Consider the following 18,923-nt stretch of genomic DNA (forward strand, 5'->3'; position numbering starts at 1 on the left):
GTCAAAGCTCCTTCATCATCAGTGGTCCGAAGTGGTTCAACCCGCACGATTGATACAGCCGCGCGGTCCCCTCGACGTTTACTCCGGTTCCAATCCCCATGTGCAGTTGCTTGGCCCCCTTCAGGATTGCCCACTGCTCAAAGGTCTTGATCAGCCGAACGGCTGTGATGCCACTGCGCCGGCCGGGCTCAATGAAGATTGAGTAGTCGTAGGCGATGAGGTCATCACTGAACCATTGATCAGTCAGGCCGCCAGCCATGCCGCCAACGATCTGCCCGTCTATCTCGGCAACAAAAACAACCCCCAGGCCGTTGATCAGACTGTGCAGGAAGGTGGCCGACTTCTCTGGACTGAAGTTCATCGAGGCATAACTGGTCGTGTCATGCAGCAGCGTGCCCAGCTCAATCAGGCGCGGTACATCGGAGTGTTTTGCGGGCCGAATCATGGCGGGTTACCTCAATCGTTGAACGTGGCTTTTTTGATGACGCTCAAGAGCTGGAAGGGCAAAGGCTGTTCCTGCGTGATGGTGATCGACGCCTGCCCTCGATCCCACCCAAGATTCTCCATGCGATGAACACCAGTGAAGAGATCGGGGGGCTGATCCAGGGTGCCGGCACCGGTTGAGCGGAAAGCGATGATCTGTCCATTGACCTTGCAGCCGGTGGTTTCCAGGAAGCGCAGCGTTATCTCGCCGATGCGCATGCTGTTGCCCTGTACGCTGCCGGTGCTGCCCTGGACTTCTGGCGTCAAGGTTTTGATCTTGGTCACGAAGTTGAGGCCGATCTGTACGGCAAAGGCGTTGCGGGGAATGGTGACCTGGCCGCCGGCGACCACCTGCTGTTGCATGACGATGCCGTCAGCGACGATGTCTACGGTCTTTCCTTCAAGGTGGCCGAGCCCTCCCCATACCGATGCACCTGGGACGCTGGTCGCGGATATACCGCTATCCACCCGGATGCCCTGGGTGAAGCGCTCGATGTAGCGGACGTTCTGGCCGTTCACAGTCCGGCGGACCACACACCACACCTGATCCCCATTGGCCACAGGGATTGAAGCGGCCGACTCGAACGCTCCATCGGTGATCTGGCGGGCCCAGCCGATGACGTCCTGATCCCGGTCCACGGTCATGGTCGCCATGACGCCGTCAGCACGTACCAGGTACAGAATCGACTCTGGCTCCTGCTGGTAGGCCATGTCCACGATGCCTGATTTCGTGGCGTGCTCGGACAGGATCGACATGTCAGGCGAGCCGAACGTATCCGAATCGTACTTGTAGGCCATGGCCCGAAGCTTGCGGCTGGCGCGCTGGACAAAATACAGTTCGTTACCGATCCGCACCGGGCGCACGCGGTTGCAACCGTAGACCGATGGGTTCTTCGCCCGGATGTTGGTCGGGGTGATTGCCTTCTCAACACCGCCGCTGACGGTGAACTCACCGCCGTAGGTCAGCGGAACCAGGGCATTGATCTGGCCCATGTGAAGAATGGGGTTGATCTGGTCAGAAGACAGGTTGTAGGACAGCGCGTCATCGTCCTTGGTACCGAGTTCGAAGTTCAGATACTCACCCGTGCGTGATTCCCAAATGGTCTGCGGGTAGTTCACAGAGCCGCCCAGAGCGAGACGCTGCTCGTACAACGTGCCTGCCCCTGGATAACCGTCGATGTCGTTCCAAACGGATGCCTCAAGCGACCAGGCGTTGGCCGGAGATGCAACGGCAGACGTCGGCGCCGAACGGATGATCCCGGATACCACCGTAACGCTGGTGTAAACGCTGATTTCCAGAAGCCCGCCGTTGATCTTGACGAACTTCCCGACGTCGTTGGAGCGCCAGCCGGCGGCCCCCAGGGTCATCGTGACAACGCCGCCTACGGGAGTGGCGGCGCTCAGGGTGTTAGTGGTCTGCGGTGAGCCCTTGAGTGACCACGTAGGACGCACGGCTGCGGTAAAGGCGTTGAGGACTTCAACAGTCACCACTGTGGCGCTGGTGTAGGCGGTGATCTTCGCAACGCCACCGCCTGACCAGATCTCGCGGTCAACGTCAGAAGCCAGGAACGCAGAAGCGGCCGAGGTGGCCGTGCGCCCAGTGCCCACCGTTGGGTCGCTGAACGTGATCGAGGTTGTGAAGTCGATGCCCTTCTCATCGAATGGCTTCGTCACGAAAGGCGCCGGGGCAAGGCTCCACTCGGTATCTGCCAGCCGACGTAGGCGATAGACCGGGACCGATGTGTTGAAGATAAACATGGTGTCGGCGCCCTGAACATAATCAACCCGGTCAAGCATCGTGTGACTGTAGGGACTGACCAGCTCAACGCCGGTATAGGTGCCGTTCGGGTAGTAGATCCGCACGTAAAGGTCACCGAACTCGCACATGTAGGCCTGCTCGGTGTTGAAGACGTAGGGGATAAGCCGGCACTTCTTGTCGGGGAACTTGGCAGCCGCGACGAACAGGGTGCCGTCCCGGCGCACCGCACCACCATGGATGACTGGCCATGCGTTCTCAATTGTCTCGGCGCCGTTCTGGTACCGGGACAGATCCACGCGCCCGAGCATTCTCGGCGAAACCTCACCGGCGGTGAAGTTGGTTTGGATCAGCGATAGGCGGGCCATTACCAGCCACCCCCAAAGCGGGCGGCAAGCAGGCGCTCATCGCCCAGCGTCTGCGGCGGATCTTCCTGCCCATCCACGGCTCGGGCCCTACGCTTCTCCATTTCGAGCTGCTGCTCCAGCGCCTGCTGCAAGGCCGTGGATTGGGTCACGGGGTAAGCCAGCACTGACGCCATAGCCAGCGTAACCAGCTTGATTAGGTTCACATCCCAGGTGTTTTCCACCTCATTGCGAAAGATGTAACGCAGCTCCAGGGCGGTGGTATCCGCCTGGATGGTTCGCCCTTCAACCCGATAGTCGATTTGCTGGCCGCCGCTTCCAACCTCCAGCACACGCAGGAAGTCGGCAGGCAGCTCGAAGGCATGCTCATATCCGAAAGCCGGCGCTGCGGCATCAGGCGCAAGAACGATGCGCTTGATGCAGCAATTCCAGGGGTGTTGACGCAGCATGTCATCCCTTACGGTCGGATACAGGTTGGCGCAAAGCTTGGCCCGGTCCAGGTTCAACTGGTCGTTGAAATCGTTGATGGTCTGTGCGCCGAGCATCAGCAGCGCGTTGGAACAGATCGATACACCGGTGGCCATGCTCATCTCCAACCTCCAGATAAAAAGACCGGGGCACATGGCCCCGGTAAGTTATTTGCCATCCATGGCATCCGCCACGATGATCAGTTGCCGTCGATGTACTGCAAACGCAGGACAACGGTTCCTGCGCCGGTTGCAGCAGCGGTCAGCGTGATTGCCACGTCGTACTGCTTGCCCGGGTCAGCAGCGAGGCCCAGCGCTTGCCACAGAGGTTTCTCAACGTCGGCCAGGCCGAAACCTGCACCAGCGTCTGCCGCGTCCGCTTCATGGGTCACGTCCTGGTTGACCAGGGCAGCGGTGAGGGCTTGAGCCGAGGCGAAGAAATCGACGTCCACGACGGCGCCGGCATTGACTGCCGAAACGTCATACAGGCCGATATCGCCCACGGCGGTGGTGATGGCATCGCACGACAGCAACAGCCGGGACACGCGGTCCACGGAGTTGATGCGCATCATCCGGTAGACCGAACCGATGGAATCGGCGGCGCCGGCCTCGATCACGCCTACACGCTCACGAATGCGGCCACCGTCGATACGCTGGGGCGACAGGGTTTGTGGGAGCGCGTCAGCATTCGTGACGGCGGTGGATTTGGTGGTTACTACAGCCATGATTCATTGCTCCTGATTCAGTGGGTGGAGGCGATGCCTGAGCCTTACGACTCAAGCGCCGCGATTTCCACAACCTTCTCTTCTTCCACCCGCACGGAACCGATGGACATTTTGGCGTAGATACGCACGTTGAAGCCCTTGCCAGGATCTTCGCCGACCTTGGTGGTGATATCGGCGCCCTTGCCCAGCGTTACGCCAGACTTAGCCCAGGCGTAGAGCAGGCGCGTGCTGCCGGACAGCGGGGTACGCTCGGACGGAATCCAGGTGAAGCCCATCCACTTGCCTTCAACGTCGCCGTCCTGAAGGAACTTGCCCGCCAGATAGTCCTGGCTGGTCAAGGTTGGGTCGGCCAGGATGTCGGCTGCCGCCGAAGCGGTGTAAGTGATGTACAGCTCCTCACCGTTGTGGTTGTCCGCTTCGTTGCGGCGGAACAACTTACGGGCCTGGATGATCTTTGCTTTGGTCAAGCCGGTGCCGCCTACGGCAATCTTCTGCGCGGTCGGCAAGATGATGTTGCCGGTGGTTGCGCGAGAGTTGCCGCCCATGGATGCAATAATTACGTCATCCTTGGCGCGGTTGAGCGAGGACACCATCGCCTTGACGTAGTCCGAGGTTGGGTCAACCAACATACGGATCTTGTCCTGGTCGTCGATCATGTCGCCATCTTCCCAGTCGAACAGGTCCACAAAGCGCGTGCTGTGTGGTTGATCGTTGATCGGGGTGTCACCGTGGCGAGTGGTACGGCGCTTGGCAGTACGCTGGCCCAGGCGGTTGATGGACTTGGACATGCCGACGATGTTCGGCTCGATGCTCACGCGGTTTTCAAGCCGCGAGGTCATTTGCTGTGCCAAGTGACGGAAGTTGTCACCGAACTGCTGAGCAAAGGCTTCAGTGATTTGAAAGGACATTTGATGCACTCCAATGCAGATAAGGGATTGCCTGCCGGTTGTCCGCTGTGCGGGCCGGTATTCCTGGCGTGCATCGGCTCTGCTGCGCCTCGGGGCTTTCCGGTTGTCTGCGTGCCATCGCAGGCCGGCCCATTGCTGGGATGCCTGCGATGTTTGTGCATGGGGGGTGTCGGTTTCCCGACTATTTGAGGCGGGACGAGGATGGGGTGTAGCGGTTGTTGTAGAGGGTATCCAGTTGAGCCTGGATGCCTGCGCGCTTCGGATCGTGCAACGGCAGGTCTTGCAGTTGCTGACGCAACTCGGCGGTCTTGACCTTGAAGTCACCGTCGCTGACCACGCTGCCGCCGCTGATGGCGCTGTCCTCTTTCAGCTCCTTGCCGATGTTGGCAGTGAACGCAATGAAGTCCGGGTCATTGCCATACTTAGCCATGAGCGCATCGAAGTTGCCGGGCTTCCCGGCCTCACTGGCGAAAGCTTCGGCCGCCCTGTAGGACGCGGTGATGTTGGTCGTCATGGCCGCATCATCAGTCCAAACGGCCTTGAGCGCCGCCGTGCAGTCCTGCACGGTCAATTGCACACCACCCTCGACCAGAGCAGGCGCAGCCTTCAGGTACTCGCTGATGGCGTACTCTACCTGGGCGTTGGTCATGCCCTTGGCGTGGGCGCCCTTGAGAAAAGATTGCGTGCTCTCGTCGGCCTTGAACTCTTCCCAGTTGAAGCCTTCCGCTTCGATCTTGGGCGCGTATTCCTCAAAGGTCTTTGGCGGGGCATCACCCGAGCCCATGCGGGTTTCAAGGTTTTTGTAGGACTCGGCCAGCTTGCGCGACGATGCTTCCAGGTCAAGGCTGCCGTCCTCCTTGTTGGTCCGGTACTTCTCGGGAATGAAGTCCGCGGCTGCGGCGTTGCCCAGCACAGAGCCAGGCGCTAGAGCTGGTGCTGGATCGCCACCTCCGCCCTCTCCACCTTCTCCAGCCTCAGCCATTAGAAAGTGACCCAACCGGGCATGGATAAACCAGTTCATTGCGATTCCTCTTGGTCGTTGGCGTCTTGAACACCGTTGGCACGATTGATGTGGTTCATGATTGCGTCGAGCACCTCGCGGGCGCCGGCCTGCTTGTAGGTCTTGAGGATTGCGTCAATGCCGCCCACAGTGCAGGCGTTCTTGGCGAAGCGCTGAATCAGCAGATCCAGTGCGATACGGCCTTCGTGGTGATCCTCAAACACACGCTTGAACAGCGCGTCGGTCTGTTCCGGCGTCAGGTTCATGCTGCCGCTCCTTGCTGTTTGAGCGCGGCCTCAGTGGCCTGCTGCTGCACCATTTGCTGCTGTGCCTGCTCCTGTTGGGCCTGCATGGCTGCAGCGCGGTCGTCGCGGATCTTGTCGCGGTCGGCCTTGCTGCGGATGACAGACGACGGCACGCCCAAGGCTTCACCCTTAAAGCGCTGGGCCTCGTCCATGTCGATGTTGTCCAGAATGGAGGGGTCCTGCGTCCCCTGGAACACACCGATAGCCCCGGCCACGAACTGGTCAATGGCAGTGACTTCCTCAAGCTTCTGCGACCGGGCGAGCGGCGACAGGTAGCGCACTGTGAAGTTGCGGCCGGCCAGCGACTCAGGCGCAGCACCCAGCACGCCAGCGCGGTAGGCGATGCCAAAGCAACGCTCAACCAGGGGTTGCAGGTATTCGGTCTGGAGTCGGCCATACACCGGCCCCAGCAACTGGCGGATCAGGTTCACCCGCACATGCACCTCGGTGGCGGTCATCGCCGGGCCATCCTGGGCCTGGAGCTGGTCGGCCATCAGGATCTTGCGGATTGAGGCCTGCAAACGGGCGATCTTCGTTTCCGCGTACTGGAAGTTCGAACCGCTTTGAAGCGGCTTCATGCTGTCCACGGAGTTCGCAACGATGATCTTGCGCGGCCCAACCTTGACGGTGCGCGGGTTGAGCACGCCGTCGTCTTCGGCAATCCACATGCCGGCGATAGCCAGGTCACCGGCTGCGAGGTCCATGCGGCACAGTTCGTTCAGGGTGCGGGAATCTGGCAGCGCGTCGAACACTGGGCCCACGGCATACACGCTGTCCGGGATCATCATCCAGCGCGGCACGACCACCGGCATTTCGTGGTAGCCCGACTCGCTGACCAGGTACTTGGCCTCGACTTCGACCTTGCACGACGCGATAGGCATGTTCTTCGCCAGCTTGGCGCCCACCATGTACGTGCTACGCGGGTAGATGGCGTGGACAAAGCGCACCAGCTCTTGAGGCTTATCCTTCGCCAGCTTGCGGGTGTTCTCGCTGACGTTGGCTTCGCCGAACTCGTTTACCGCCTGCTCTGCCGTGAGCCTGTATTCCCGATACACGGTGTCGATCTTGCCGCCGGCCTTGGACGCCGAGGCGTACACGCTCGCGATGGGCCACAGATCAAAGGTAAACCCGCCTTTCTCCTTGTCCTGGTCGATATACAGGGCAAACCAACCAGCGCACACAACGTCGATAAGCCCCTCAAAGGCGGCCGCGTCGAAGTTGGATGCGTGGATGTTCTGCCAGAGGATGTCGGCCGAGTCGTCCAGCCACCGCCGCTCCTCATCGGTTTCTTGCCCGACATCCAGGCCAAACCACAGGGAATTGGCCGGTGTCAGGCCGGACATGATGCCGGACGACAGGATGCGGGCCGCGTCAGTGGTAGTCCCGTCGATGAGCCTGGCCTTGCGCATCTGCGCCTCCATGGCCGTGATCTGCTCAGTGCAGAAACCACTACCCCGGATCGGGTAGCTGTGATCAAAGCAATCGCGCCAGACCGTCTCATGCGGCGAGCGAAGAGACTTCAGGGTGCTCAGCGTTTTGGCGATCTGGTCTGCGTTCATGCTCCAAGAGTCCTCTTACCTTGATCCAGCACACTGCCGGCTGCGCCGGCGGATGACAGCAAGCTGCTCTCCTGCTTGCGCTTCTTGCGGATTGCGGTCTCGTCGTTGGCCTTCTTCGCTGCCAGGTCGGCGGCCTTCTGCGCCTCAACCTGCGGGTCTGGCGCTGCGACGACTTTCGGTTTCGATGGTTTGCTGCTCATGTCGTTACTCCTTGACCTTTGGTTCAGGGCACAGCCATCCGTCAGGGGTCATGACTGCCTGTTTGAGGGTGGTTGGGTCCACGACACCGGCAGCCGCGGGCCTTGCTGCTGCCAGCGCTTCCCGGTCGGCGTTGCGCTCGGCATCGATGACGAGGGGTTCGCCGCCGTCGTTCAGGCGCTGGGCCTCGGCTTCGGCCTTCTCCTTGGCGCCGTCGCCAACGGCCATGAAGTCGCTGAACCAGTCGGCATCGCCTTCGACTGGTGTGCACCAGACTTTCCAGCGGCCACCGCCGTTGTGCTTGGCGCTGTACTGCGGGGCCTGAGCCTGGATGGTGGTCGTCTCGCCTGCATCTGGAGTTGCGCCGGCTGCGCCAGTGACGGCGAACGCAATCGGCGACATGGTGGCGAGGGGTTCGCCTGGGGTCTGAGTGGTAAGGTCTGGAGCTGGCATGCTGGTTGGCCTCGGTGATAGATCATCAAAGAGGCCCCAGCATCGTGGGGGCGCGCTGTCGGTTTCCCGACTATTCGCGTGGAACACAACCTGCGTTGACATAGTCGATCAGCGCATTCAGGGCGATGATTGCTTCGTCTCCGTCGTTGGTGATGGCGAGAACTCGTTGACCATGCGCTGGGTCAAGTTCGGCTCGCGCTTCTGCATCATCCACGCTGCCGGGGCCTGGGCTGGCTCGCACAACTGGGCAGCGGGCCGGGACTGACAGGCGCTGAGTGCCAGCGCCGACGCGAGCAACAAGAGCTTTGTTCCTGGCTTGTGCATCGGTGAGTACCTTGGTGTTGTCGATGTCGAGCTGCAGCAGCAGCTTCTGGGTGTTGCGGCGGGACTTGGCAGCAGCCTCCAGCGTGCTCACACGCTCCGTGGCTGTGCTCAGGCTGGTGGTGACATGGTCAAGGCGCCAGAACGCCAGGATCAGCGCCATGGCAAGCCCTGCGACGAGGTAGCGAGTCACGGCGCCCATGGGTCAGGCCAGCTTCGCGCGAACCAAGCAATCCTTGGCTTCGAGCAATTTGCGCAGGCCTGCCGACTTCTCGGGGCCGTCCGGAAGCTGATCGTTCATCAGGTGCGCAAGCTCACCAATGGGCTTGCTGACTTCCTGCAAGTGCGGCGGCAGGTGTGCGTATTCGAAGTACTTCATGATCGGGGTCATGGGTATTGCCTCGGGTGGTGGAATTACTGAGCAGCCATGCACTGGCTGTAGCGCTTGAGCTGCCGCGTCCACACGCCTGGGCAACGCTTGTTGCCTGGGGTGGAGCAGTCGAAGCCGGCCGCATAGCGGTACTTGAGCAGCGAGGCGCAAGCCTGGGCGTATTGGCCGGCGAGCAGCTTTGTGCGCATCGAGGACTTGCGCCAGGTGCCAATGCCGTATTGACCTGTGAAGTCCATGTACAGATCGAACTCGGCCTGGTGCAGCTTCACGCCCGGCAGGGATGCGGCGAACTGCTTTGCGTCCTGGGTCATCAGGTTGCGGGCCAGCAGCTCAGCCCGTGGCCGGGTGATGGTGTCGCCCATCTGGACTGGCCGGCCGTCCTCGTACCGTGTCGAGCCGTGGCCGATGGTGGGGACGTCGCCCTGGGTGGGGATGACGGCGTGATCGGTGAAGCCCTCGTTCACCTGCCAGGCGCTGAAGCCGCCCACGCTGATGGTGAGCAGGCCGACCGCCACGCGGTTGCGGTTGTTCATGAGCGGGCGCGCTCGCGCAGGGCCTGGATGCGGGCGGCGCTCTCCGCGTCCTCCCTGCGATCCCGGCGCACCTGGAAGTATGTGTTGACCAGGAAACCCAGCACCGCGACGACCACTCCGACTATGCCCAGCCAGTTGGCTTGGGAGAGGAAACCCACAAGGCCAGTGCCTGCACCAGCAAGCATGCCCTTGCTGGCAACCGATGCCCCGACAGCCTCAACGATTCCCTCAGGTGCAGGGTTTGCCATGTTCGTACTCCTGACTGGGGCTTTCATGCTCTGGCCTCCAGGGTCAAAAAAAAGCCCCGCACTGTGGCGGGGCAGCGATGACGGCAAGGATCATCGGGGAGAGGTGTCGGGATCCCGACTATTTCACGCGCCCCTCTGACGTGCCAGCGTTGCGCCCAGCGCCTCGCGCGATGCCTGCCAGCACCACCACAGCTCACGCGTGCTCTTCGACTGGTACTCCTTGCCAAGATGGATCTTGTCGATATTCACGCCACGTGCTTGAGCCCATGCTTCGAATGCAACATGCGAAGGGCATGGCTCTGCCGACATCGTCACCGACACGCCGCGCTCAGGGCAGACAGCCGCCGGCTTCACACGCTCAGCCGCCTGCGCAAGCTGTGCATCTTTCGACTTTGACCGGAGACGGTCGATATTGGCCTGGTATTTCTCTGCGCTTTCCCTGGCTTCGGGGCTGCTCAGGAAATCAAGCAATTCGGTTGTGGATGGGAAGTTCATTGGTGTTGTCCTCAAGCTTTGGAGTGATAAGCCCACCAGTCACCGACGGCGACCATGGGCAGTCTTGTACGGTCATTCCCGGTGATCTGGCACCAGAACGACACAAGGCGCTCGCCCTCGGTGTAGCGAGGTTCAGCGCCCTGCTTCCAACCCAGCAGCGTGGTGCGAGCCACGCCGATGGCATCCGCAACCGACTGCGGGGAGTAGCCGGAGCGTGACAGCGCGGTGATGACTGCAAACCAGTCAACCCGCTGTTCGACCAAGGCAAGCATGGTCAGCCCCCAAACGCGCCCGCGCGCGAGGCATACATCGATTGAGCGAACTCGGCCCCTCTCAACCCCCACGTAATCGCGTTAGTCATTTCAGCGATAACCAGCGTAAAACCCATAACCGGATCATTCATTTCGTCGAATTCAAACGGATGAACGGCCCGGCGCACGCCGAGCATGGCCTCGGGCTCGCCCTGCTGTTCGAGGTTGGCATCGACGCAGAGCAGCACCCAGCCGTCAGCGAGCTTGTGAGTGGTCCAAACCAGTGTTGGCATGGTCATGATGTTTTCCCCTCCAGCGGAACGATGCGAACGGAGACGCCCGGGGTTTCGCTGAATCGCTTGCTGAGCGAGACGTTGACGACCTGGACGTCATCCTTGAAAACGATCCCGTTGATGCCGTCGCAGATGGCTTTGAGCACGTTGTCGGCGTCGGGCTTCTTGGTTGGCATGACGATGCCTTGCAGAGCCTCTGCCGATTTTTTCTTCGACCAAGACGCGGCGACGGGCACAAGGATTTTCATTTCCAGCAGCACGGGGCCGGCGATCAGCTCACGGCCTCGCATGGCTTCATGGGCGACCACGGCGATCAGGGATTCGTAATTGGCGGTTTTGGTCGGCGTGAACATGCGGGCATGGCCGCCTACGCGACCGATCTTTGGCCTGCCCTTGCCGATGGGCTCGCCTGGCACAACGAACGACACGGGTTTGAAATCGCTCACGCTTCACCTCGCAAGGCTCTGTCGTGTGTGATCAGCGCCTTGGCTTTCGCCTTGAGCTGGCCCACCGGCCAGGTAGCGCACTTGGCTCGCAACAGGAAGCCCAGCGCACGCAGAACCTGTAAGGGTGCGCTTACGTCGATGCCCTGGCATGCCGGACAGGCCGCTGTGCCGGCTGGCGTGAACGTGATGATCGCCGTCCGATGACGGCATAGACCGCACTCGAATTTAGGCATGGTCGTCTCTCCGGATATTGAGCTTTGCCAGCAGCATGGCGCGTGCGGCCTTGGGGTCTTTTGGGATTTCGAGGATGGCTACCAGCTCGTCCGCCTGCTTGCGGCTGTGTTCGAGCTGAACCTGCTCCCGCGGTCGCATGCTGTCGTGGCCCAGGCCCTTGGCGATGCGCCCTTCCAGGGGCTGGCCGGTCTGTGCGCGGCGCATGACGATGGCGTAATTGCGTTCGAAGCGTTGGCGCAGTGGCTTGTTGTCGGCCCTGGCGGTGCGCAGGTCAAACGTGCTTGTGGCCTCTGCAGCGATCCGCACGGCGTCATGGCTGTACTTGCCTTCGAGCGCTTGAATCCATGCGTCTGCCTCATGCGGCAGGCCCATCTGTTCTGCTGTTGGCTTGCACCAGGCCACGAACTGGCCGACGTTGGGCAGAAACGGACTGGAGGACTTGCGGGCCTGCTGAAAACCGAAAGCCAGTTGTTCGTCGCTGTTGATGCCGCCCTGGATGAAACCTGCGATCCACTCGCGCTTGGCGTTAAACAGCGCCTTGTCGTCTGCCCATGTCTGGCGCCAAGCCGGGAAAATCCCTTGGAGCTTGTCGAACACGGTGTTCACGATTTCGGCCGTGCGCTGGTCAACCTTAATCGGCTTGGCGACTGGGATCTGTGCAAGAGTCTGCTGCGGGTTGAGCTGGCTGGTGATGTCGGTGACGTGCTTCACAGGATCGGCTCCTTGGCCCAGGCGGTGCTGGTCATGTCGAGCGGCTGTTGGCCATTGCGTGTTGGTCCGCTCATGCGGCGGTTAGCGTCCTCCTGAGCCTTGAGGAACCACGTGCGCCAAGTGGCTGCCCAGTCGGCCTTGGTGCCGCCGTTGCCACGCCAGTAGTTCACGAACTTCTCGGTTTCATTGGTCAGGCTTACGGCCGGGGCGCGTTCGGCTGCCCACTTGCGCATGTCGCCGGTGACGTTGAACGGCTCAGGCAATCGGGATTTGCGCTTGGGCTTCGGCTCTGGTGTTTCTGGAGTCGATTTTTCAGAAAGGGGGGATAAAGGGGGTATTTGCTTTATATCTTCTCTTCTCTTCTCTTCTATATTCGTTGCCTTCTCGTTCAACGGTATCTCAACGGTCGTTGAACGGGCGTTGCCAGAGGCTCTAGGGCGCGGCTTAGCGGCTTGCTTTCTTGCCTCTGCCGAGGCTTTTCCGGCTGCTATTCGCTGTTCTTGCGATGCGCGTACAGCTTCCAAATCTCGCTCAATTCGGTCGTGAACCCACTCGTTATCACGCTCGTTGAAGAACTCCCCCAACGACCGTTCAACGTCCGTCCAACGCTCGTTCGAGAGCCTTGTAATACGGGCGAGTCGAGACACTGGGATGGGCTTTCCGGTCTGCCAGTAGTTGAAGATCAGCAGCAGATAGGCGCCGTGCTCTTCAGTGGTTAGATGCATGGTGTCGGCCAGGTAATCAGCGACGTATAGCTGCATGTATGGGAGGGCTGCCATGGCTATTCCTCCTCAAGCTGATCGACGTTTTGAACGTGTTCCATCCAGCGCTTAGCCTGATGGAAGATCGCTTCGATGTCGCGCTGGTTGAAGCAACGCATTTCATTGGGCACGACCTTGAGCCCCAGCACGGCCAGGATCTGGCAGAACTGTTCAAACTTCTCCGGCTTCATGCGGCTGATCGTCGCCTCGTCGCAACCGACTGCAAGCGCCACGGGCGCATTGCCGACAGACGCAAGGTGCTGCATGAGAACGCAATAGTTCTTGCGGGCCCTTACGGTCTGCTCTTGGTTCAATAGGCTGGACATGATCAAGCAGCCCTGGCGGTGTGCTTCACCTTGCCTTTGGTTAGCTGCTCAATCTGGTACTGGCGCAACTCGGGAACGTCTTCGCCCCACATGGTCACAGCGCTTGGACTGATGCCCAAAGCGGCTGCGAGCTTCTTTTTCGAGCCGAAAAAATCGGCGGCTTGCTTGGTTTTCATCGCAGACACCTCTGTGGTAATGCGACGATTTCAGCATGCTTAATTTTGAAGGTCAAGACGTGAATTCAGCATACTGCATGCTTAAATTAAGCAGCCTTAACATTGTCGGCATGGAACGACACGAACGAATCGCAAGGGCAATAGCCCTGAGCGGCAAAAAGAAAGGCCAGATCGCAGCCGAATGCAGCGTTGCGCCGTCGGCCGTTACTCAGTGGATTTCAGGGGATAGCAAAAGCCTGAAGCCTGAAAACCTTTATGCCCTGGCTACCGCAACAGGCTTTAGGGCTGAGTGGCTGGCAATAGGGACAGAGCCAGAGCGGGATATCGAGGAAGGCCCGCAACCACCATCTGAAAAGGACTATGCCTTGATCCCGCAGTACAGCGCCAAGGGTTCATCCGGCGCCGGCTATTTGAACGACCACGTAGAGGTCAAGGGCGGCCTTGCATTCAAGCGCGACTGGCTACATCGGATGTCGCTGAGGGAGGAAAACCTCCGCGCCCTTTACAACAACGGCGACAGTAATTGGCCGACCCTGAGTGATGGTGAGGTCCTTCTGATCGACGTTTCGAATCGGGAACCGAGCAACGGGAACATGTACGCGATGTATGATCCAGACGGCGCGGTCATCATCAAGCGCCTGATCAGAGACATGTCAGGTGGCTGGATAATCCGATCCGACAACCAGGATAAAATCCGATATCCAGACATGCCGATCAGCGATCACGGCATCGAAGGTGTTGAAATAATCGGCAGGGTGGTTTGGCGAGGGGGCGGAATATGAAGCGTGAACCATCGCTTTCTGTGGTCGTTGGATTGGGCTTCGCGGCCGTGATAGCCACCTTGATTGGCTGCACATTCGTACTCGACCGAACCTTGCAGAAGATCTATCGGACATCGGGGAACGACGACGTCGTTTCGGCGATTGAGGAGGAGGCCAGGAAAACCAGGGACCTCATAAGCGGGGCCAGGCCATCCACCCCCGACCCTGTCTTGCCCTGGATAATTCCGAACAAATAACCCTTCTCATACTTTCTCAATGAAGCCCGCCACTGCGCGGGCTTTTTTGTGTCCGCGCGCCCAATAAATTCAGGATGCTGAAATTATTTTATTCAGCATGCTTGACTTGTAATTTCAGCTTGCTTAAATTCCATCCATCAAACGGCAGCGATGGTCCGGCCTCAACGGTCCAGAGGGATGGCAACTGTCCCGGGTGTGCAGCGTAAAGCACCGTAATCAGTTTTCCAGCGGGCAGGGCCGCGGCTGGAGTCAACAACTCGAAGTGGGCCGGTGACCGACGCCAGTAGCGGGTCCCGGCGGAAAGCATCACTGAAGCCCGTTCCTTGAGCGGGCTTTGGGATGACAACCGGAGGAACACCCGATGACCGAAGCACAAACAGACACAGCCGTTAAATGCGTTCGATGCCGCCAGCCAGTAGAGAAGCCGATCTATCGAAACATCATTGATCAGGCTTTCGACCCGGTCCGACGCAAGAAATACGTGCGCACCCAGAACCTGCCGTTCTGCAGCGAAGAGCACTACAGCCACGAACAGATGAGCCGAGAAGGCTGACGGCATCACCTCTGCCCATTCCCACGCGTGGGCAGACGGATGCAACCACCCGCCAAATTGGAGGCGACCATGTTCAACAAGACAGCGCGAGTGATTTTCGAGGAACAGCTTGAAAAGGCTCGAAACCTTGACCCGGGCGACCTGGTCGCCTCCGAATCCGAACTCTGTTACGCGGCGGGCTTTATCTCCTATGCCCTGCTGTGCGGCGACATCGACCACACCGAATCGACCTTGCTTCACCACCGGATAAGTGCGGTGCGCAGCAACCGCGTAGCCAGGTTGTGCCGTGATGATCGGATGGCACGGGCATGACTGCCTATGACATCTGGCTTGAACCGCCAGACGAGCCTGACGACCCCTTCGAAGACGATGCCGAACCGAACGATTACCCATTCGAGGCCGGCGACTGGCGCGCCGATGAGCGCGAAACCCTGCTGGAACAAAGCTATGAACGGTAAGTGCCGGGCGTTCATCGCCCCAACCATCCCCGGACTGATCAGGGCCCTGCAATCGCAGGGCTTTTTTCTGATCACCGATCTTCCCCAACGCATCAGCATCGAGGTTCGCCGGAACATGCTTGTTGTGAGGTTCCCATGAGCCATCAATTCAAGGTCGGTGATCCTGCACTTGTCGTGGGAGGTGTTCTTTTCCTAGGACGGCAAGTAACGGTTCTGGCGCACCTGAAGGCTGGGGAATCGTGGACAAACTCAAAGGGAATAGCTTTCCAGTTCGCTCCCGAAGACTGGAAGAGCTGCTGGGTCGTTGGTTGCGACAAGTCGGCAACCTTCAAACGTCCGGAGTGGCTGATTCCCTTGCGAGGCGACTTCACCCGCGAGCAGAAGCGGGTCAGGGAGCTGACTTCATGACCACCACCCAACGCTCCCGCCGCCGCGCTATCCGCCTGGCCTCGGCGATCACCGGCGCGCTGTTCCTCATCACCATCTTCCTGGGTCCGGCAATCGCGGGCCTCATCACTCAATAGGTAACCCCATGGACCAACAGAAAGGTGGCGGGCCGGCTTTCCCGGTCACGCCGGACAACGACGTGCGCACGAACGGCGCCGGCGGCTATGGCATGACGCTTCGCGATTACTTCGCGGCCAAGTGCGAAATAGCCATGTACGCGCCTGGTGACATTTTCTATAGGACCTATGGCCGAAACCCAGACGCAACTGAGCTAGCCGCATTAATCGCTGAAATTCGCTTTATAGAGGCCGACGCCATGCTGGCCGCCCGGGGTGAATCATGAGTAAGCACACGCCAGGGCCTTGGCGCATCGGGAATCACAGTTCCGAGGTTATAGCCGAAATGCCCGCCGATCCGCCGTTTCGGGGGATGACGGAAAACTGTGTGAAGCATTACGGCGGATATCTCATTGCGGAGTCTTGCGCGGCTGAAGATGCAAAGCTGATCGCCGCCGCGCCGGAAATGCTAGAAGCGCTCACAAAATGTCTGGCCCTCAAAGGCACCCTTGAGCTGCACGGCCTGCTCGAACAGGTCGAGAAGGCCATCGCCAAAGCCACCCAATAATCGAACCTCTCTCAACGCTGCGACCTGCGCGGCAAGGAACTCTCATGTCTGAATTAACCATCAAACCAACCTTCAGCCTGGCCCCGCAGAACATCGAAGAGGCATTGAAGTTCGCCGACTACCTCGCCAAGTCGACCATTGTGCCGAAGGACTTCGCCAACAACCCCGGCAACATCCTGGTGGCGATCCAGTGGGGTATGGAGCTTGGCCTGCAACCGATGCAGGCGATGCAGAACATCGCGGTCATCAATGGCCGCCCGGCCCTGTGGGGTGACGCTGTTATCGCCCTGGTGCGCAGCTCGCCGCTGTGTGAGTACATCTACGAGACCGACGACGGCGAGACGGCAACGTGCCGAGTTAAGCGCCGTGACGAAGAAGAGCAAGTGCGCACGTTCAGCATGACTGATGCAGCACAGGCCGGTCTCAAGGGCAAGCAAGGTCCCTGGAGCCAGTACCCCAAGCGTATGCGCCAGATGCGGGCCCGGGCCTTCGCCCTGCGCGACGTGTTCCCCGACGTGCTGCGGGGGATGCCGGTTGCCGAAGAGGTGCAGGACATCCCAACCGAACGCGAGATTGGTCCGGCCCGCGAGCCAGAGGCGCCGAAAGCTTTGTCCGCCTACCCCGATGCCAAGTTGACCGAGAACCTGCCGACTTGGCGCAAGGCTATCGAGGCGAACAAGAAGTCCCCGGCCGATGTGATCGCCACCATCACCAGCAAATACACGCTAACGCCTGAGCAGACCGAAACCATCAATCAGCTGAAGCCTCTCGAAGGAGTAACCGCATGATCATTCACAACGTAGCCCAGGGTTCTGCCGAGTGGCTGGCCTTGCGCGGCAATCACTTCACCGCGTCCGAGGCCCCAGCCATGATGGGCGCTTCGAAGTATCAGACCCGTTCCGAACTGCTCGCGATGAAGAAAACCGGCATCACGCCGGAAGTAACGCCCCAGCAGCAACGCATCTTCGATAAGGGGCACGCCGCCGAAGAGCTGGCGCGCCCACTGGTTGAAGCCAGGATCGGCGAAGAGCTTTACCCGGTCGTTGGTACCGAAGGCAATCTTCTGGCGTCCATGGACGGCCTGACGATGCTTGGCGATACGCTGTGGGAGCACAAGCTGTGGAACGAAGCCTTGGCCGCCCAGGTCCGGGCCGGCGAGCTGGACCCACACTATTACTGGCAGCTTGAGCAACAACTGCTGGTGAGCGGCGCCGAGCGTGTGATTTTCACCGTATCAGATGGCACCGACGAAAGGTCCGTCGATATGGAATACAGACCTGTCGATGGCCGCGCTGAACAGCTGATTGCCGGCTGGGCCAAGTTCGAAGAGGACTTGGGCGCCTTCGAAGTGCAGGAGGTCAAACCTGAAGTGGTCGGCTCTGCCCCTGACCAACTGCCAGCGCTGCGCATCGACGTAACCGGCATGGTGACTGCCAGCAACCTGGATGCCTTCAAGTCGCACGCTCTGAAGGTCATCAGCAACATCAACACCCAGCTCTCGACCGACAAGGACTTCGCCGACGCTGACGAAACTGTGAAGTGGTGCGGTGAGGTGGAAGACAAGCTCAAGGCCGCAAAGGAACACGCCCTGAGCCAAACCGAAAGCATCGACGTGCTGTTCAAGGCTATCGATGACATCGCGGCGGAAACGCGGCGCAAGCGGCTGGAACTGACGAAGCTGATAGCGGCCCGCAAGGAATTCATCCGCAGTGAAATCGTTATGGACGCCGCCAAGGATTTGCAGGTCCACATCGACAAGATCAACGCGACGTTGGGCGGCAGGATCCGCATGCCGAAGGTTCTGGCTGACTTCGCCGGCGCCATCAAGGGCAAAAAGAACATTTCCAGCCTCAAAGAAGCGGCCGCCAACGAGCTGAACCGGGCCATGCTGGAAGCCAACAACATCGCTGACAAGATCCGCCTGAACCTCGCCAGCCTGCGCGATCTGGCCGCCAACCATGCCTTCCTGTTTCACGATGCCCAAGAACTGGTTTTGAAGGCCAACGATGACTTGGTGGCGCTGATCAAGGTGCGCATCAACGAGCACGACCAGGAGCAAGCAGAGCTCAAGCGACAGGTAGCGGAAAAGGCGCAGGAGGCCGCAGATCAGCAGCAACCGCAAGTCATTGAGACAGTTGTTGAGCAGCCAGCACCGGTCGCGGTGACGCCGATCAAGGCAGCGGAAACGCCGGCGACGGGCGCCGACGACGGCCAGCGGCTCAAGCTTGGCGAACTCGCTTCAATGCTGGGTTTCACTCTGTCGGCCGATTTCCTGCGCTCCCTGGGCTTCGAAGCGGTAGAGCGCAAGCAAGGCGCTTGCCTGTACCGGGCAATCGATTTCCCAGCCATCTGCGCAGCTCTCATCAACCACATCCAGGCAGTTCAAAACAGCCAGGCTGCCGCCTGATCAGGAGGGCC

General features: G+C 60.1%; 31 protein-coding genes. 7 read left to right on the forward strand and 24 right to left on the reverse strand.

The genetic code is table 11. The annotated features are described in order from the left end of the window. Position 1: 1 nt before the first annotated feature. The 23 genes from FBX99_RS16600 to FBX99_RS16710 form a co-directional block, all read right to left on the reverse strand. Positions 2-445 (reverse strand): GNAT family N-acetyltransferase, encoded by a 444-nt coding sequence (locus FBX99_RS16600; RefSeq protein WP_145132146.1) that lies wholly within the window; start codon positions 443-445, stop codon positions 2-4. An 11-nt stretch (positions 446-456) separates the two neighbouring features. After that, complete coding sequence (locus FBX99_RS16605; RefSeq protein WP_145132148.1) at positions 457-2,607, reverse strand: hypothetical protein; 2,151 nt, start codon at positions 2,605-2,607, stop codon at positions 457-459. Continuing rightward, positions 2,607-3,194, reverse strand: a complete 588-nt coding sequence (locus FBX99_RS16610; protein ID WP_218570869.1) for a hypothetical protein — start codon at positions 3,192-3,194, stop codon at positions 2,607-2,609. Before FBX99_RS16610 ends, FBX99_RS16605 begins: the two co-directional genes overlap by 1 nt. A 77-nt stretch (positions 3,195-3,271) precedes the next feature. Beyond that, positions 3,272-3,796, reverse strand: coding sequence for a hypothetical protein (locus tag FBX99_RS16615; RefSeq protein ID WP_145132150.1), 525 nt, complete (start codon positions 3,794-3,796; stop codon positions 3,272-3,274). Positions 3,797-3,840: 44 nt separating this feature from the next. After that, positions 3,841-4,704 carry a phage capsid protein gene (locus FBX99_RS16620; protein ID WP_256664077.1) on the reverse strand — a complete coding sequence of 288 codons (864 nt, stop codon included), beginning with the start codon at positions 4,702-4,704 and terminating at the stop codon, positions 3,841-3,843. A gap of 181 nt (positions 4,705-4,885) precedes the next feature. Beyond that, a complete protein-coding gene (locus tag FBX99_RS16625; RefSeq protein ID WP_145132154.1) occupies positions 4,886-5,725 on the reverse strand; it encodes a hypothetical protein in 840 nt (279 codons plus the stop codon). Then, a complete protein-coding gene (locus FBX99_RS16630; protein WP_145132156.1) occupies positions 5,722-5,970 on the reverse strand; it encodes a hypothetical protein in 249 nt (82 codons plus the stop codon). The genes FBX99_RS16625 and FBX99_RS16630 overlap by 4 nt, the downstream gene beginning before the upstream one ends. Next, complete coding sequence (locus FBX99_RS16635) at positions 5,967-7,568, reverse strand: portal protein (protein WP_145132158.1); 1,602 nt, start codon at positions 7,566-7,568, stop codon at positions 5,967-5,969. Before FBX99_RS16635 ends, FBX99_RS16630 begins: the two co-directional genes overlap by 4 nt. Then, positions 7,565-7,768, reverse strand: a complete 204-nt coding sequence (locus FBX99_RS16640) for a hypothetical protein (RefSeq protein ID WP_145132160.1) — start codon at positions 7,766-7,768, stop codon at positions 7,565-7,567. Before FBX99_RS16640 ends, FBX99_RS16635 begins: the two co-directional genes overlap by 4 nt. Positions 7,769-7,772: 4 nt before the next feature. Then, a complete protein-coding gene (locus FBX99_RS16645; protein ID WP_145132162.1) occupies positions 7,773-8,219 on the reverse strand; it encodes a hypothetical protein in 447 nt (148 codons plus the stop codon). A gap of 70 nt (positions 8,220-8,289) precedes the next feature. Further along, on the reverse strand, positions 8,290-8,742 hold the full coding sequence (locus FBX99_RS16650; RefSeq protein ID WP_178111961.1) for a lysis system i-spanin subunit Rz: 453 nt from the start codon (positions 8,740-8,742) through the stop codon (positions 8,290-8,292). Between the two features lie 3 nt (positions 8,743-8,745). After that, a complete protein-coding gene (locus tag FBX99_RS16655; RefSeq protein ID WP_178111957.1) occupies positions 8,746-8,931 on the reverse strand; it encodes a hypothetical protein in 186 nt (61 codons plus the stop codon). A gap of 23 nt (positions 8,932-8,954) precedes the next feature. Next, the gene (locus FBX99_RS16660; RefSeq protein WP_145132164.1) at positions 8,955-9,464 is read right to left on the reverse strand and encodes a glycoside hydrolase family protein; all 510 of its coding nucleotides are present in this window, start codon (positions 9,462-9,464) and stop codon (positions 8,955-8,957) included. Further along, the gene (locus FBX99_RS16665) at positions 9,461-9,712 is read right to left on the reverse strand and encodes a holin (protein ID WP_145132166.1); all 252 of its coding nucleotides are present in this window, start codon (positions 9,710-9,712) and stop codon (positions 9,461-9,463) included. The genes FBX99_RS16660 and FBX99_RS16665 overlap by 4 nt, the downstream gene beginning before the upstream one ends. Positions 9,713-9,835: 123 nt before the next feature. After that, positions 9,836-10,207, reverse strand: coding sequence for a hypothetical protein (locus tag FBX99_RS16670; RefSeq protein ID WP_145132168.1), 372 nt, complete (start codon positions 10,205-10,207; stop codon positions 9,836-9,838). An 11-nt stretch (positions 10,208-10,218) separates the two neighbouring features. Continuing rightward, positions 10,219-10,479, reverse strand: coding sequence for a hypothetical protein (locus tag FBX99_RS16675; protein WP_145132170.1), 261 nt, complete (start codon positions 10,477-10,479; stop codon positions 10,219-10,221). Between the two features lie 2 nt (positions 10,480-10,481). After that, positions 10,482-10,757, reverse strand: coding sequence for a hypothetical protein (locus FBX99_RS16680; RefSeq protein WP_145132172.1), 276 nt, complete (start codon positions 10,755-10,757; stop codon positions 10,482-10,484). Next, positions 10,754-11,197, reverse strand: a complete 444-nt coding sequence (locus FBX99_RS16685; protein WP_145132174.1) for a RusA family crossover junction endodeoxyribonuclease — start codon at positions 11,195-11,197, stop codon at positions 10,754-10,756. The genes FBX99_RS16680 and FBX99_RS16685 overlap by 4 nt, the downstream gene beginning before the upstream one ends. After that, on the reverse strand, positions 11,194-11,430 hold the full coding sequence (locus FBX99_RS16690; protein WP_145132176.1) for a hypothetical protein: 237 nt from the start codon (positions 11,428-11,430) through the stop codon (positions 11,194-11,196). Before FBX99_RS16690 ends, FBX99_RS16685 begins: the two co-directional genes overlap by 4 nt. Next, positions 11,423-12,142 carry a replication protein P gene (locus FBX99_RS16695; protein ID WP_256664078.1) on the reverse strand — a complete coding sequence of 240 codons (720 nt, stop codon included), beginning with the start codon at positions 12,140-12,142 and terminating at the stop codon, positions 11,423-11,425. Before FBX99_RS16695 ends, FBX99_RS16690 begins: the two co-directional genes overlap by 8 nt. After that, complete coding sequence (locus tag FBX99_RS16700) at positions 12,139-12,921, reverse strand: DUF1376 domain-containing protein (protein ID WP_145132180.1); 783 nt, start codon at positions 12,919-12,921, stop codon at positions 12,139-12,141. The genes FBX99_RS16695 and FBX99_RS16700 overlap by 4 nt, the downstream gene beginning before the upstream one ends. Before the next feature lie 2 nt (positions 12,922-12,923). Continuing rightward, positions 12,924-13,229, reverse strand: a complete 306-nt coding sequence (locus FBX99_RS16705) for a CII family transcriptional regulator (protein WP_256664079.1) — start codon at positions 13,227-13,229, stop codon at positions 12,924-12,926. A 2-nt stretch (positions 13,230-13,231) separates the two neighbouring features. Further along, on the reverse strand, positions 13,232-13,405 hold the full coding sequence (locus FBX99_RS16710; protein ID WP_145132182.1) for a Cro/CI family transcriptional regulator: 174 nt from the start codon (positions 13,403-13,405) through the stop codon (positions 13,232-13,234). A 35-nt stretch (positions 13,406-13,440) separates the two neighbouring features. Between FBX99_RS16710 and FBX99_RS16715 the strand changes: the two genes are divergently transcribed. Beyond that, complete coding sequence (locus tag FBX99_RS16715; RefSeq protein ID WP_178111963.1) at positions 13,441-14,187, forward strand: helix-turn-helix transcriptional regulator; 747 nt, start codon at positions 13,441-13,443, stop codon at positions 14,185-14,187. Between the two features lie 324 nt (positions 14,188-14,511). Here the strand turns inward: FBX99_RS16715 and FBX99_RS16720 are convergent, their stop codons facing one another. Continuing rightward, the gene (locus FBX99_RS16720) at positions 14,512-15,195 is read right to left on the reverse strand and encodes a hypothetical protein (protein WP_145132184.1); all 684 of its coding nucleotides are present in this window, start codon (positions 15,193-15,195) and stop codon (positions 14,512-14,514) included. A gap of 89 nt (positions 15,196-15,284) precedes the next feature. Between FBX99_RS16720 and FBX99_RS28900 the strand changes: the two genes are divergently transcribed. The 6 genes from FBX99_RS28900 (at position 15,285) to FBX99_RS16745 (ending at position 18,912) form a co-directional block, all read left to right on the forward strand. Next, positions 15,285-15,434: a hypothetical protein gene (locus FBX99_RS28900; protein WP_178111965.1), complete on the forward strand. Its 150-nt coding sequence runs from the start codon at positions 15,285-15,287 to the stop codon at positions 15,432-15,434. A gap of 135 nt (positions 15,435-15,569) precedes the next feature. Next, positions 15,570-15,842 carry a hypothetical protein gene (locus FBX99_RS16725; protein ID WP_145132186.1) on the forward strand — a complete coding sequence of 91 codons (273 nt, stop codon included), beginning with the start codon at positions 15,570-15,572 and terminating at the stop codon, positions 15,840-15,842. Between the two features lie 124 nt (positions 15,843-15,966). Then, positions 15,967-16,224 carry a hypothetical protein gene (locus tag FBX99_RS16730; RefSeq protein ID WP_145132188.1) on the forward strand — a complete coding sequence of 86 codons (258 nt, stop codon included), beginning with the start codon at positions 15,967-15,969 and terminating at the stop codon, positions 16,222-16,224. Beyond that, a complete protein-coding gene (locus FBX99_RS16735) occupies positions 16,221-16,505 on the forward strand; it encodes a hypothetical protein (RefSeq protein WP_145132190.1) in 285 nt (94 codons plus the stop codon). Before FBX99_RS16730 ends, FBX99_RS16735 begins: the two co-directional genes overlap by 4 nt. Before the next feature lie 44 nt (positions 16,506-16,549). Continuing rightward, positions 16,550-17,293 (forward strand): recombinase RecT, encoded by a 744-nt coding sequence (locus tag FBX99_RS16740; protein WP_145132192.1) that lies wholly within the window; start codon positions 16,550-16,552, stop codon positions 17,291-17,293. After that, the gene (locus FBX99_RS16745) at positions 17,290-18,912 is read left to right on the forward strand and encodes a YqaJ viral recombinase family protein (protein WP_145132194.1); all 1,623 of its coding nucleotides are present in this window, start codon (positions 17,290-17,292) and stop codon (positions 18,910-18,912) included. Before FBX99_RS16740 ends, FBX99_RS16745 begins: the two co-directional genes overlap by 4 nt. The last annotated feature ends 11 nt before the right edge of the window (positions 18,913-18,923 follow it).

Origin of the sequence: Pseudomonas sp. SJZ074, from assembly GCF_007828215.1 — a bacterium.
GTDB lineage: Bacteria > Pseudomonadota > Gammaproteobacteria > Pseudomonadales > Pseudomonadaceae > Aquipseudomonas.